Source organism: Polaromonas sp. CG_9.7, from assembly GCF_015752205.1.
GTDB lineage: Bacteria > Pseudomonadota > Gammaproteobacteria > Burkholderiales > Burkholderiaceae_C > Polaromonas.
Genome location: NZ_JADOVG010000004.1, coordinates 139,976 through 153,232 on the forward strand (window position 1 = coordinate 139,976; position 13,257 = coordinate 153,232).

Annotated in this window: 12 protein-coding genes; 7 read left to right on the plus strand and 5 right to left on the minus strand. The window is 63.0% G+C overall.

All coding sequences use genetic code 11. From position 1 onward, the window contains the following. Positions 1–11 precede the first annotated feature (11 nt). Positions 12–755, minus strand: coding sequence for a septum site-determining protein MinC (minC, locus tag IWX87_RS05825; RefSeq protein ID WP_196862571.1), 744 nt, complete (start codon positions 753–755; stop codon positions 12–14). 246 nt (positions 756–1,001) lie between these two features. Between minC and IWX87_RS05830 the strand changes: the two genes are divergently transcribed. Continuing rightward, a complete protein-coding gene (locus IWX87_RS05830) occupies positions 1,002–2,168 on the plus strand; it encodes a metallophosphoesterase (protein ID WP_196862572.1) in 1,167 nt (388 codons plus the stop codon). A gap of 290 nt (positions 2,169–2,458) precedes the next feature. Here the strand turns inward: IWX87_RS05830 and IWX87_RS05835 are convergent, their stop codons facing one another. Together IWX87_RS05835 and IWX87_RS05840 are read right to left on the minus strand one after the other, a co-directional pair. Continuing rightward, complete coding sequence (locus IWX87_RS05835; protein ID WP_196862573.1) at positions 2,459–3,307, minus strand: fumarylacetoacetate hydrolase family protein; 849 nt, start codon at positions 3,305–3,307, stop codon at positions 2,459–2,461. A 36-nt stretch (positions 3,308–3,343) separates the two neighbouring features. Then, positions 3,344–4,075 carry an SDR family oxidoreductase gene (locus IWX87_RS05840; RefSeq protein WP_196862574.1) on the minus strand — a complete coding sequence of 244 codons (732 nt, stop codon included), beginning with the start codon at positions 4,073–4,075 and terminating at the stop codon, positions 3,344–3,346. Between the two features lie 200 nt (positions 4,076–4,275). On the opposite strand from IWX87_RS05840, the gene IWX87_RS05845 reads away from it, so the two are divergent. The 6 genes from IWX87_RS05845 to IWX87_RS05870 all read left to right on the plus strand — a co-directional run bounded on the left by IWX87_RS05845 (position 4,276) and on the right by IWX87_RS05870 (position 10,775). Continuing rightward, a complete protein-coding gene (locus IWX87_RS05845; RefSeq protein WP_196862575.1) occupies positions 4,276–5,007 on the plus strand; it encodes a FadR/GntR family transcriptional regulator in 732 nt (243 codons plus the stop codon). 89 nt (positions 5,008–5,096) lie between these two features. Continuing rightward, positions 5,097–6,098 (plus strand): sialic acid TRAP transporter substrate-binding protein SiaP, encoded by a 1,002-nt coding sequence (locus IWX87_RS05850; protein ID WP_196862576.1) that lies wholly within the window; start codon positions 5,097–5,099, stop codon positions 6,096–6,098. A 76-nt stretch (positions 6,099–6,174) separates the two neighbouring features. After that, a complete protein-coding gene (locus IWX87_RS05855; protein ID WP_196862577.1) occupies positions 6,175–6,729 on the plus strand; it encodes a TRAP transporter small permease in 555 nt (184 codons plus the stop codon). A gap of 27 nt (positions 6,730–6,756) precedes the next feature. Continuing rightward, on the plus strand, positions 6,757–8,148 hold the full coding sequence (locus IWX87_RS05860) for a TRAP transporter large permease (RefSeq protein ID WP_196862578.1): 1,392 nt from the start codon (positions 6,757–6,759) through the stop codon (positions 8,146–8,148). Positions 8,149–8,178: 30 nt separating this feature from the next. Then, the gene (locus IWX87_RS05865) at positions 8,179–9,705 is read left to right on the plus strand and encodes a UxaA family hydrolase (protein ID WP_196862579.1); all 1,527 of its coding nucleotides are present in this window, start codon (positions 8,179–8,181) and stop codon (positions 9,703–9,705) included. Positions 9,706–9,719: 14 nt separating this feature from the next. Next, positions 9,720–10,775 carry a malate/lactate/ureidoglycolate dehydrogenase gene (locus tag IWX87_RS05870; RefSeq protein WP_196862580.1) on the plus strand — a complete coding sequence of 352 codons (1,056 nt, stop codon included), beginning with the start codon at positions 9,720–9,722 and terminating at the stop codon, positions 10,773–10,775. A gap of 33 nt (positions 10,776–10,808) precedes the next feature. On the opposite strand, the gene IWX87_RS05875 is transcribed toward IWX87_RS05870, so the two are convergent. Both IWX87_RS05875 and IWX87_RS05880 read right to left on the minus strand, forming a co-directional pair. Further along, positions 10,809–11,870 carry a TAXI family TRAP transporter solute-binding subunit gene (locus IWX87_RS05875; protein ID WP_196862581.1) on the minus strand — a complete coding sequence of 354 codons (1,062 nt, stop codon included), beginning with the start codon at positions 11,868–11,870 and terminating at the stop codon, positions 10,809–10,811. Between the two features lie 26 nt (positions 11,871–11,896). Continuing rightward, on the minus strand, positions 11,897–13,036 hold the full coding sequence (locus IWX87_RS05880; RefSeq protein WP_196862582.1) for a hypothetical protein: 1,140 nt from the start codon (positions 13,034–13,036) through the stop codon (positions 11,897–11,899). Positions 13,037–13,257 lie beyond the last annotated feature (221 nt).

The window sequence follows — 13,257 nt, forward strand, 5'->3', positions numbered from 1 at the left end:
ATGCTTCAATTTCACAGCATCGGCGTCATGATCAGCTTTTCGCCGTCCGGGCCATCCACCAGCCGGACCTGCGTGGGGCGGCCGGTGACTTCGGGCGGCAGCGGGTTCTCGCTGGTGCGGTAGATGCCGGCAATCGACAGCAGTTCAGCCTCCAGGTTCAAGGCAAAGATACGCGCTTCGCCATTGCCGCGCGCACCGGCAATGGCCCGGCCGCGCAACGGCGCATACACATGGATGTGGCCGTCGGCAATCACTTCCGCCCCGGCATTGACCATCGCCAGAACGACCAGGTCGCGTCCGCGCGCATACACCTGCTGGCCGGAACGCAGCGGCTTGTCGATGACCAGCGCCCCCAGCGGTGGCGCATGTACCTGCTGTTGCGGTTCTTGCGGCTGTTCGGGTGACACCGGCGCGGGCCGGGGCGTCAGCAGGTGTGCATCGTTGCCGGGTACCAGGCCGGCCTTGAAGGCAGCGGCCATTTGTACCGAATTGCCGCCCTTGACGGCAATGGGCACCAGCCGATAGCTGGCCAGCAGGTCCAGCAGCGCGGGAAAGTCAATGTCGGCCACATCCCGGCCCTGCAGCGGCGACAGGTCGATGACCAGCGCGTCCTGGTCGAAAAAATCGGGAATGTCGCCGAAGCGCAGCGTCATCTCGCGCGCCAGCGCCCTCAGGTCCGTGGACTTGAGCAGCAGCGCGACCAGCGGTAAATTGGCGCTCTTGATTTCAAAGGTGGTGGGCGTGGCGACAGTCATGGGCGGGCAGGGCTTGGTGAACGAAGAAAGGCAGAAACCGACGGGGTGGTGATGCCCCTGCTGTCTGGAGACCCGAGGGTAGCGCAGGAAGCGCGGCCTTCCCGGCGGCGCGAAGCGGCATTTGTTAGCGTGTGAAACGCTGCGGAGAAATGACCCGGCGTCCGAGTCGCCTCAGGCATTGAATGCATGCAGATTGCGCCCATCTGAAAACGTTGAAAACAAAAATCGCCATTATCCCGGAACTTGATGAACTTTCTAACCCTGGCCGCCATGAGCGCCGTGCTTCATGGATACGTCGCCCTGCGCCTGATTCCGGACTTGGCGCCATTCGCGTCAGCCGAGCTTGGGCTGGGCGCTGTGCTGCTGCTCTCGGCGATGCTGATTCCGCTGGGGCTGATGGCCCGCCGGTTGGCCAATGTGCCGCTGGCCAACCGGCTGGGCTGGGCTGGCCTGCTGTGCATGGGTTTGTTTTCCACGCTGATGGTGCTGACGCTGCTGCGCGATGCGGCGCTGGGCCTGCTGTGGATGCTGAATTTTCTGCTGTCTGGCGGGCTGAAACTGGCACCCTGGCGAACGCTTTCGGCGCAAGCCGTTCCCTTGCTCGGTGGGCTGTCGGCGTTGCTGGGATTGCTGAGTGCCCGGCGCACGGCGCCGGTGGTGCGGATCGATGTGCCGATTTCCGGCTTGCCGCCAGCGTGGCACGGCTTTACCGTGGCGCAGATCAGCGACATCCATGTCGGGCCGACCATCCGCCAGCACTATGTGCGCCGCATCGTCGAGCGCGTCAACACGCTGCAGGCCGATCTGGTGGCGGTGACCGGCGACCTGGTCGATGGCCGGGTGTCTGAACTGTCAGAACACGTGGCGCCGCTGGCGGACCTGCGTTCGCGCCACGGCACGTTTTTCGTGACCGGCAACCATGAATACTATTCGGGTGCATCTGCCTGGATCGAGGAACTGCGGCGCCTGGGATTGACGGTGCTGCTCAACGAGCATGTGGTGATTCCGGCCGTGGAGGCCCTAAATGTTGCCGGCGTGGCGGCCAGGCCGCTGGTGCTGGCCGGCGTGACCGATTTCAACGCAGGGCATTTTGACCCGGCCCACCACAGCGACCCGGTGCGGGCGCTGGCGGGCTCGCCGCCGGATGCGGTGCGGGTGCTGCTGGCGCACCAGCCGCGCAGCGCTGCCGCTGCGGCTGAAGCCGGATTCGACCTTCAGCTGTCAGGGCATACCCATGGCGGGCAGTTTTACCCGTGGAATTTGTTCGTGCCCTTGCAGCAGCCGTTCACGGCGGGCCTGCACCGGTGGGAAACGCTGTGGGTCTATACCAGTCGGGGGACAGGTTACTGGGGACCGCCGAACCGGTTTGGCTCGCCTTCGGAAATTACCTTCCTGCGGTTGGTGGCCGCTTGAACTTTCGCAACCATGCAACGTCCCCTAACCCCATGCAGCCGACGGCGTCTGTTTCTGCGCAAATGACCAGGCCGCGCCTCAAGCCCTGTGAGCAAGCAGCGGCTAAAAAAATGATCTTTTGAACCCGGCCCCGCGCTTTACTCACAGGTCAACTTCACAGCAGCCACGCCGCTCAAGGACTGAGGCTGGCGTTCAAGGCAGTGCCATTGGAATGGAAGCCACAATGGCAAAAGAGCATACGAAAAGCTCTGAGGGTGTTGCGCCGTTACGCTTTTCCGTGCAACCTTCGCCTAGCGCAGGAAGGCGACCACCACCTGCCGCTGCTCGCCCAGCCCTTCAATCCCCAGTGCCATTTCGTCGCCCGCCTTCAGGTAAACCGGCGGCTTCATGCCCATGCCGACACCGGGCGGCGTGCCGGTGGTCAGCACATCGCCGGGCTCCAGCGTCATGAACTGGCTGACATAGCTGACGATTTTGGCGACGCTGAAAATCATCGTCCGGGTTGATCCGGTTTGCATGCGCCGGCCGTTGACATCCAGCCACATGCCCAGGTTCTGCGGGTCGGCAACCTCGTCGCGCGTGACCAGCCAGGGGCCAAGCGGTCCGAAGGTGTCGCAGCCTTTGCCCTTGTCCCAGGTGCCGCCGCGCTCGATCTGGAATTCGCGCTCGCTGATGTCGTTGATGGTGCAGTAGCCAGCGACGTGGTTCAGTGCCTCGCCTTCGTCCACATAGCGCGCACGGGTGCCGATGACCACGCCCAGCTCGACCTCCCAGTCGGTCTTGACCGAGCCCCGGGGCAGCATGACTGCATCATTTGGCCCCTGGATGCAGCTGGTGGCTTTCATGAAAACAATGGGTTCGGCGGGAATCGGCAGGCCGGATTCAGCGGCATGGTCGGCGTAATTCAGGCCAATGGCGATGAACTTGCGCACGCCGGTCAGCGGGCTGCCCAGGCGCGGCGAGCCGTCGACCGCCGCCAGCGCACTGGCGTCGTGCCGGCGCAGCGCGTCGAGCGCCGCATCGCCAAGCTGCTCGGGGCCGATGTCGCCGACCACGCTGCTGAGGTCGCGCAGCTGGCCAGACGCATCGATGAGGCCGGGTTTTTCCTGGCCGGGTGGGCCATAACGAACGAGTTTCATGGGTTTCCTTTTTTACTGGGGTGAATCAATTGAGCGTCAGATCGACATGCCGCCGTCGATGTTGTAGGCCTGGCCGGTGACAAACGCCGACTCGTCACTGGCCAGAAACACCACCAGCGGTGCAATTTCATGCGCCTGCGCCAGCCGGCCCATCGGCTGGCGGGCGACAAATCCCTTGCGTGCCTCGACCGGGTCGTCAAACACGTTGATGCGCTGCTGCAGCGACGGCGTATCGACGGTGCCGGGACAGACCGCATTGCAGCGCACGCCCTGCCCCACATAGTCGGCGGCGACGCTTTTGGTCAGGCCGATGACGGCAGCCTTGGAGGCGCCATACAGAAAGCGGTTTGGCAAGCCCTTGAAGCCGCAGACGCTGGCCATGTTGACGATGCTGCCGCCCTGGTTGGCCAGCATCTTGGGCAGCACCGCCTGAATCATCCAGAACTGCGCGCGCACGTTGAGCTGAAAGGCAAAGTCCCATTCGGCATCGGTGGCCTGCAAAATCGATCCGGCATGCACGAATCCCGCGCAGTTGAACAGCACATCGAGCGGCGGCAAGTCGTTGACCAGCGTTTGAATCGCCTGCTTGTCGAGCACATCGAGCACCGCCGTCCGGACATTGGCTACGCCCTCATAACCGGCCAGCAGCGCGGCATTGACATCGGTCGCCCAGACCTGGGCGCCTTCGGCAGCCATCGCCAGCACACTGGCTTTGCCAATGCCTTGGCCGGCCGCCGTGACGAGTGCAGTTTTTCCTTCGAGTCTCATGTTTGCTTCCTTGGGTTTTTCAACGACAGACCGGCCACGCGCCCTGTTTTTCACCAGCAGGCCCGCGTGCCTGATCGATAAAAAGCACAGGCTCAGGGTTTTGCCTGATGGGGAGAAACCGGTTTCATGGGATTATTAATTGGCCTTACCACTTGACCCATTCTGGCTAACCCTTAATTCTCGGTTTTACACCTTGTCGCATGAAGTCCCTGCAAACCGTCGAACCCCAGCGCCTGTACCGGCAGATTGCCGCGCAGTTGCGCACGCTGATCAGCGCAGGTGAACTGGCCGTCGGCAGCCGCCTGCCGGCCGAGCGCGACCTGGCCAAACAACTGGGCGTGAGCCGGCCGTCGGTGCGCGAGGCGCTGATTGCGCTGGAAGTCGAAGGCTGGGTCGAGGTGCGCACCGGCTCGGGCGTGTATGTGCTGGACCGCAGCAGCCAGGCCAGCCATGCCGCCGCCCGCCAGCCGCAGATTCCGGCCGACGAATGGGGGCCGCTGGAGCTGATTCGTGCCCGCCGGGTGGTCGAAGGCGAAACCGCCGCCCTCGCCGCCACCGAGGCCAGGCCCGGGCACATCGCGGCCATGACCCAGGCGCTGGCCCGGATGCAACTTGACGCCGATCAGGACGTGCTGCCGCTGGCAGGCGACCGCGACTTTCACACCGCCATCGTTGAAGCCTGCAGCAATGTGGTGCTGATCGAGACCGTCCAGCGCTTCTGGGACTCGCGGCGCGGGCCGCTGTTCGAGCGGCTGACCGGCTATTTTGAAACCCTGGATTCCTGGCGCGCCGCCATTGCCGAGCATGACGCGATCCTGCTGGCCATCCGCAGCCACGACCCGGCCGCTGCACGGCTGGCGATGCACCAGCACATGGACAACTCGCACACCCGTTTCAGCGTGAGCTGGCGGCAGGCGCAAAAGCCCCGATAGCGCCCCTACCCCACAAGCGGTGCACGACTGGCATGTGCATCGCCCGCCCCGCCCCGCCAAGCCAGCAACCCACCCATAGAGGAGACATCATGAACTGTCCAGAAAAGCGAAATACTATTAAAACCATAGCGTCCTGCGCCCTGTTAGCCTGCGCAATTGGCATATCCGGCATTGCATCGGCGCAAACCAAGCTGAAATGGGCGCATGTCTATGAAACCTCCGAGCCGTTTCACAAATGGTCGGTGTGGGCCGGCGACGAAATCAAGAAACGCACCAACGGCAAGTACGAGGTGCAGGTGTTCCCGGCGTCCACGCTGGGCAAGGAAGCCGACATCAACCAGGGCCTGACGCTGGGTTCGGTGGACATCATCCTGAGCGGCGCCAGCTTTGCCGGCAACACCTACAAGCCGCTGGCTGTCACCTACTTTCCCTTTATCTTTCGCGACGCCGAGCACCTGCTGAGTTATGCCAAGAGCGATGTGTTCAAGGAACTCGCCAAGGGCTATGACGACAAGAGCGGCAACCACATCACCGCCCTGAATTATTACGGCGCGCGCCATGTCACGTCGAGCGCGGCCAAGCCGGTGACCAAGCCCGAGGACATGAAGGGCCTGAAGATCCGCGTGCCCGACGCGCCGGCCTACCTGGCCTTCCCCAAGGCGCTGGGCGCCAATGCCACGCCGATTGCCTTTGCCGAGGTCTACCTGGCGCTGCAAAACGGCACCGTCGATGCGCAGGAAAACCCGCTGCCAACCATCGAGGCGAAAAAGTTTTTCGAGGTGCAAAAGAACATCTCGCTGACCGGCCACATCATTGACTCGCTGCTGACCATCACCTCGGGCCAGTTGTGGAGCAAGCTGTCGGCCGACGAGAAAAAGATTTTTTCCGATGTGATGCAGGAAGCCGCCGAAAAGACCGGCCGCGAGATCATCGCTTCTGAAATCCGCCTGGCCGAGGAGTTCAAGAAAAGGGGCAACAACGTCATCACGGTGGACAAGAACGCCTTTCGCGAAGCGGTGCTGAAAAACACCAAGCCGACCGACCACGGCTACCGCCAGCAGGACTACGACCGCATCACCGCGCTGAAATAAGCGATGCGCGCTGGCCGCCTTGCTTTCGGGCCTGGCGGCCCGTCTTGTGACCCGATTGACTGTTTGCGGAGTGCCCATGAACGACAAAATCATTAGCGACGACGGCGAATTCCACACCGAGGATGAGGAATTCGACCTGTCCACCACCACACCCGAGGCCTGGCTGGCACTGGCCTTTTTCTGGCTGCTCGGGCTGACGGTGTTCTACCAGTTCATCACCCGCTATGTGTTCAACGACTCGGCCGCCTGGACCGAGGAAATCGCCCGCTACCAGTTGATTGCGGTGGTGTTCATCGGCGCGGCCATCGGCGTTGTGAAGAACAACCACATCCATGTCGATTTCTTTTACCGCCACATGCCCACACGCATGGGCCGGCTGATGTCGGGCTTCGTGGACTGGGTGCGCATCGCCTTTTTTGCCGCCGCCGTGGTCATGACGGTGCAGATGATGCTCAAGATCGGCAACCAGACGCGAATGACGGTGGTGGACCTGCCGATGAACATCGTCTATGGGTTGTGCCTGCTGGGCTTTGCCGTGATGCTGCTGCGCTCGGTGCAGGTCGCCGTGGTCCATTACCGGCGCGGCTACAGCGTGCTGGAGCGGCCCGACTCCACCATGCAGGACCGGTAAATCCTCTGTCATTCAACAGGCTACGACATGCTGAAAATTTTCTTCCTGATCTTCATGGGCGCCGGCATTCCGGTGGCCATCGCCATGGCGGGCGCATCGCTGGTCTACATCCTGTTCAGCGGCAGCTTGCCGCCGTTTGTGGTGATTCACCGCATGGTCTCGGGCATTGACAGCTTTCCGCTGCTGGCTGTGCCCTTTTTCATATTGGCCGGCAACCTGATGAACAACGCCGGCATCACCACGCGCATCTACAACTTCGCGCTGGCGCTGGTCGGCTGGCTCAAGGGCGGGCTCGGCCATGTCAACATCGTCGGCTCGGTGATTTTTGCCGGCATGAGCGGCACGGCGATTGCCGACGCGGCCGGGCTGGGCACCATCGAGATCAAGGCGATGAAAGAGCACGGCTATTCATCCGAATTCGCCGTCGGCGTGACAGCGGCGTCGGCCACGCTCGGCCCGATCATTCCGCCCAGCCTGCCCTTCGTGATTTACGGGATGATGGCCAATGTGTCCATCGGCTCGCTGTTCCTGGCCGGGTTGTTGCCGGGCCTGATGCTGGCACTGTTGATGATGGTGACCGTGGCTTACTTTGCCCACAAGAACAAATGGGGCGGCGACATCCACTTTTCAGGCAGCCGCTTTGGCAAGGCGATGGTCGAGCTGGCCGTGGTGGCGGGCTGGCCGCTGGCGATGTGGGGGCTGATCCAGGCGGGCGCGCCGTCGCAGCTCACGGTGTTTCTGGGGCTGGTCCTGCTGTTCGTGCTGGACAAGGTCTTCCGCTTTGAAGCCGTGCTGCCCATCATGACGCCGGTGCTGCTGATCGGCGGCATGACCACCGGATTGTTCACGCCAACCGAAGGCGCGATTGCGGCCTGCGTCTGGGCCATGGTGCTGGGCTTTGCCTGGTACCGCACGCTCAAGTTCAGGATGTTCGTCAAGGTCTGCCTGGACACGGTGGAAACCACAGCCACCGTGCTGTTCATCGTCGCCGCTGCATCGATTTTTGGCTGGATGCTGACGGCCACCGGCGTGACCGCCGGGATTGCCGAATGGGTGCTGGGTTTCACGCAGGAAGCCTGGGTGTTCTTGCTGCTGGCCAACCTCTTGATGCTGTTCGTCGGCTGCTTCCTGGAGCCCACCGCCGCCATCACCATCCTGGTGCCCATCTTGCTGCCAATCACGCAAAAGCTGGGCATCGACCCGGTGCATTTCGGGCTGGTGATGGTGCTCAATTTGATGATCGGCTTGCTGCACCCGCCGATGGGCATGGTGCTGTTCGTGCTGGCGCGGGTGGCCAAGCTGTCGGTCGAGCGCACCACCATGGCGATCCTGCCGTGGCTGGTGCCCTTGCTGGTCAGCCTGGGGCTGATCACCTACTTTCCCAAGGCGGTGCTGTGGCTGCCGAAAATGTTTTACTGACCCGATGAATCGATTGCAGAGGCTATTTTTATGACTCCCTTTATCCGCCTTCATCCCGCCGACGACGTGCTGATTGCCCGGGCCCAGCTGGTCGGTGGCACCCAGGTTGAGCACATCACCGTCAAGGGCCTGATCCCGCCCGGCCACAAGGTCGCCACGCGCGCGCTGGCGGCCGGCGAGCCGGTGCGGCGCTACAACCAGATCATCGGGTTTGCCAGCAAGCCGATTGCGCCCGGCGAGCATGTGCACACCCACAACCTGGACATGGGGCCCGACAAGGGCGACTTTGCACGCGACTACGCCATTGGCGCCGACGTGAGGCCGCCCGCGCCGCTGCGAGAAGCCACGTTCATGGGCATCAGGCGGGCTGACGGCCGCGTGGCGACGCGCAATTACATCGGTATTTTGTCCAGCGTCAACTGCTCGGCCACGGCGGCACGCGCCATTGCCGACCATTTCTCGCGCCAGACCCACCCGTCGGCGCTGCAGGATTTTCCGAACGTCGATGGCGTGGTGGCACTGACCCACGGCACCGGCTGCGGCATGGACACCGAGGGCATGGGGATGCAGATTCTGGAGCGCACGCTGGCGGGCTATGCCACGCATGCCAACTTTGCCGGTGTGTTGGTCGTCGGCCTGGGCTGCGAGGCCAACCAGATCAATGCCTGGCTGGCGCACAGCGCGCTGAAGGAAGGCGACAATTTTCGCGTCTTCAACATCCAGGACAGCGGCGGCACGCGAAAGACGGTGGAAAAAGGCATTGCGCTGGTGCGGGAGATGCTGCCGCGCGCCAACGACGTGCAGCGCGAGCCGTGCAGCGCCGCGCACATCACCATCGGCCTGCAATGCGGCGGCTCGGACGGTTACTCGGGCATCAGCGCCAACCCGGCACTCGGCGCGGCAGTGGACTTGCTGGTGGCTCACGGCGGCACCGCCATCCTGAGCGAAACGCCTGAAATCTATGGCGCCGAACACCTGCTGACGCGCCGCGCCGTGCGCCCCGACATCGCCGAAAAGCTGATTGCCCGCATCAAGTGGTGGGAGCATTACACCGAGATCAACGGCGGCGAGATGAACAACAACCCGTCCCCCGGCAACAAGGCGGGCGGGCTGACGACGATCCTGGAAAAGTCGCTGGGCGCGGTCGCCAAGGGCGGCACCAGCAACCTCGAAGCGGTCTACGAATATGCCGAGCCGGTCAGCACCCACGGTTTTGTCTACATGGACACGCCCGGCTACGACCCGGTCAGCGCCACCGGCCAGGTGGCGGGCGGCGCCAACGTGATCTGCTTCACCACCGGACGCGGCTCGGCGTATGGCTGCGCGCCCTCGCCATCACTAAAAATTGCCACCAACTCGGCGCTCTGGCAGCGGCAGGAAGAAGACATGGACATCAACTGCGGCGAGATCATCGACGGCGGCGTGTCGGTGCAGGCCATGGGGCAACGCATTTTCGAGCAGGTGCTGGCCACGGCGTCGGGCCGGCAAAGCAAGAGCGAGCAGCACGGCTACGGGCAGAACGAGTTTGTACCGTGGCAAGTTGGCGCGGTGATGTAAACCCAAGGATTTTTATGCAAAAAGTGATTCCGGCGCATACCCTGCGTGCGCAATGCGCTAGCGTTTTAATAGCGGCCGGCAGTTCGGCGGCAGAAGCCGAAAAAGTCGCCGCCAACCTGGTCATGGCCAACCTGAGCGGCCACGACTCCCATGGCGTGGGCATGCTGCCGCGCTATGTCGATGCAGTGCTCGAAGGCGGCCTGGTGCCCAACGCCAGCGTGCAAACGGTACTCGATGCCGGCGCCCTGCTCAGCCTGAACGGCCAGCGCGGCTACGGCCAGGTCATCGGCGAGCAGGCGATGGCACTGGGCATCGCCAGCGCCAGGCTGCACGGCAGCTGCATCATGGCGCTGGCCGAATCGCACCACCTGGGGCGCATCGGCCACTTTGCCGAAATGGCCGTGGCCGAAGGGCTGGTGTCGCTGCATTTTGTCAACGTCAAGTCGCGCGCCGTGGTCGCGCCCTGGGGCGGCAGCGACGGGCGCTTTGGCACCAACCCGTGCTGTATCGGCATTCCGCTGAAAGACCAGCCGCCCTTCGTGTTGGACTTTGCGACCAGCCGCGTGGCCCAGGGCAAGATGCGCGTCGCCTACAACCAGGGCAAGACGGTGGCGCCCGGCCTGCTGATGGACGCGCACGGCCAGCCGACCACCGACCCCGGCGTGGTCGTCGTGCCGCAGCCGAACGGATTTTTTGGTGCCTTGATGCCCTTTGGCGAACACAAGGGTTACGGACTGGCCATTGCCTGTGAACTGCTGGGCGGCGCGCTGACCGGCGGCGGCACCTGGCATTCCACCAACGTCCACAGCCGGGCGATCCTCAACAGCATGCTGACGGTGCTGATTGACCCGGCCAAGCTGGGCACCCAGGCGGCGTTTGACACCGAGGCCCGGGCTTTTGTGGACTGGCTGCGCCAGAGCCCGCCGGCAGAAGGATTTGACACTGTGCAGATTGCCGGCGAGCCCGAGCGGGCGATGCGCCTGCAGCGCGAGCAGGACGGCATTGAAATAGACCTGCAGACCTGGCAGGAAATTGTCCTGGCCGCCGGCAAGGTTGGGGCCAGCATTTGATTCCACCGGGTTGAGGTACCAATGCCTGGGGCGTTATGGACACAGGCCAAGAATGCGTTCCTGCTGCGAACACATTTTGGCCGGCTGGCGTGATTTGACCGCTGCAGCCGGCCGGGCGGTTTCGGCCACACAGTTCCGCAGTTCGCGCGTCGTCGGGCGGTAGTAGATCCAGCCCCGGCCGAGTTCGGGCAGGGCCAGTTCCACCTCGCCCCACTTCGGATGGCCTTTTTCCCTGAGCTGCGAAAAATTCTGGCATAGCGACCGCGCCATGCCGCGCAGGTGGTTTTCGGTGTCCCTGAGCTGAAAGTCGTAGGTCACCAAAAAGGCCTTGACCGCCAGTCCCGGAATGTCGGTTTCAAGCAGGCTGGGGTAATTGCTGGCGCGCACGTTGACTGGAAAGTAGGTCTTGAGAACGGCTTCGCTGGAGGCATGGCCGGGGTCGAACTTGAGCAGCTTGATCAGCTTTCGCGACTCGGGCTTCATGTCCACCAGCAGCTTGGCGGGCTGGCCCGCAATGACGGCGACCACATCGAGCGTCTTGTCGGTGACCAGTTTGGCCAGGGCTTCTTCGTTAGACAGGTAGCTGGTGCTCTCGGGCATGGTTTCTTTAAACATCAGGCGGTAAAGCGTGGCCGATGTCAGCGCCGTGCCGCTTCCGGACTCGCCGGCGTTGAGCTTGGCGTTCCTGATCTCGTGGATGAAGTTGCGCTCCGAATCGGCCCGCACGATGAAGTAGATTTCCTCGTTGTAGAGCGGCATGATCACGCGCAGTGGCTTGATCAAGTCGCGTGCGGCAGAATTTCCGGCGGCTGCCACATCAAGAAACGACTGGTAGACGTCGGACTGCACCAGTGCCAGCTTGACGCCGGGCTCGTAACGCAGCAGCTTGACGTTCTCGGCCGATCCGGCTGAAGGCACCGCTTCGAGCTGGATGTCGGCAACCGGCGCCACGAACTGCGCGAGATCGCGCCCGATCTTGATGTAGGTGCCGCGCTCAGAGGCGGTGACGATTTTGTAATTTACTTCCGCTGCCGCCATCGAGGCGTGACAAAGCATGGCGGCTGTCAGTAATGCGCTCAAGACCTGTTTGTGCATGCTGTTTTTCTTTCAGTTCATGGAGCTCAATTGCAGAGCCCCAAAGTTTCAACGGCCGGAGGACATTCTTTAAGGGCCGGCGGGGCGGGGCGGGATTTTTCCCTGGCTTGAACCGGCGGTGAAGGGCTGGCAAGCGGTTGGGCCGCCCTGTCGGGCCGTGAAGGCGCGGGCAGTTTGGCGGCTTCGGTAACACCTCTGGCACCCGGCGATGCCGCCAGCACAGGCGATGCAGGCGCGACAGACAGTACGGGTGCTACAGGGGCAGCAGGGGCTGATGGCGCTGCAGCAAGTGCAGCTTGCGGCTGCATTTTTTGCGCCAGTCCCTGACGAACAGACGCCAGCCCGCTGGCCGCAAGCCGTGACCGGTTGTCGTCGTCGCCAAATCGGGTGGAATACGTCCGCAGGCTGTCTGCCAGCAGCATTTGCGCGCGCGCCAACCATTCGGCGCGATGGGGCGCGTTTGCAGGATTTTTCCGAAGACTCAAGTCCGCATAGTGTTGTCCCAGCCGGTATTTCGCGTCGGCAGACTCGACCGAGGCCGCGCCCTTGAGCTTGTCCGAGATCCTGCACGACATCAACAAACCCACTTCGGCGTCGCGTTCGCGACCTGCCGCCGAGGCTTCATTGCTCAGGACGACGAAAGAGGCAATGTCAATGGCCGCCAGACCGGTCACGTCGGCCTGCATGGGAAACTTTCCGTCCTTGTCACCCGCCGCAGGCACCACTGGCTCAGACGGACACATGACGGCTTGCGCCGATACCGGCCCGGCCGATCCGGACCGTGCAGCATTCGGGTTTTCTCCGCCAGGCAGGTTTGACGGGCCGCTGTTCAGCAGCAGCCATCCACCCAGTCCCAGGGCTCCGCCAATGGCGATAAACCACGGGGCAAAGGCCGCAAGGTGCCTTGGCTGTGCCATGACCGGCCCCAGCGCAGGGGCAACTGGTTCTCGCGGACCCAGCCCTTGCGGAAACGAAAACCCCTCGGACTTTGGTGGATCAGGCGCGTCGCTCAATGCGAACCCCTGAGCTTTCCGGGCATCCAGCAGGGCCGATGGGCCGAGGGCTGGCGTTGGTTCCGGCGCAGGTGCTGGCGGCGCAGCTTCGGCCTTGGGCAATTCACCGGTGGTTGGCGAGCGCGGTGCGTTCCACGCTTGTGCCTGAGGCACTGCGCCGGACACCGTACGCTTCGCGAAAAATTCTACTAAACGCCTGGTGATGCTCATCGGCCGACGATATCCCGGCAATGCAAGCCTTCAAGACCCCACAACAATACGTTGCAAAGTTTGCAAAAGCGTGCTTTGGCCCGCGAAGGCTGAAAGCCTGCTTGGCAGGCTTTCAGCCTTCGCGGGGATTTATTTCACCCTGATGAAAAAGTCGCAAGCAAAAA

Bases quoted from the DNA above. Each gene is read 5' to 3' on its own strand.
- IWX87_RS05860 (WP_196862578.1), top strand. From the start codon at position 6,757: ATGCTGAAAATTTTCTTCCTGATCTTCATGGGCGCCGGCATTCCGGTG.
- minC (WP_196862571.1), bottom strand. From the start codon at position 755: ATGACTGTCGCCACGCCCACCACCTTTGAAATCAAGAGCGCCAATTTA.
- IWX87_RS05855 (WP_196862577.1), top strand. From the start codon at position 6,175: ATGAACGACAAAATCATTAGCGACGACGGCGAATTCCACACCGAGGAT.
- IWX87_RS05830 (WP_196862572.1), top strand. From the start codon at position 1,002: ATGAACTTTCTAACCCTGGCCGCCATGAGCGCCGTGCTTCATGGATAC.
- IWX87_RS05845 (WP_196862575.1), top strand. From the start codon at position 4,276: ATGAAGTCCCTGCAAACCGTCGAACCCCAGCGCCTGTACCGGCAGATT.
- IWX87_RS05875 (WP_196862581.1), bottom strand. From the start codon at position 11,870: ATGCACAAACAGGTCTTGAGCGCATTACTGACAGCCGCCATGCTTTGT.
- IWX87_RS05865 (WP_196862579.1), top strand. From the start codon at position 8,179: ATGACTCCCTTTATCCGCCTTCATCCCGCCGACGACGTGCTGATTGCC.
- IWX87_RS05870 (WP_196862580.1), top strand. From the start codon at position 9,720: ATGCAAAAAGTGATTCCGGCGCATACCCTGCGTGCGCAATGCGCTAGC.
- IWX87_RS05850 (WP_196862576.1), top strand. From the start codon at position 5,097: ATGAACTGTCCAGAAAAGCGAAATACTATTAAAACCATAGCGTCCTGC.
- IWX87_RS05840 (WP_196862574.1), bottom strand. From the start codon at position 4,075: ATGAGACTCGAAGGAAAAACTGCACTCGTCACGGCGGCCGGCCAAGGC.
- IWX87_RS05835 (WP_196862573.1), bottom strand. From the start codon at position 3,307: ATGAAACTCGTTCGTTATGGCCCACCCGGCCAGGAAAAACCCGGCCTC.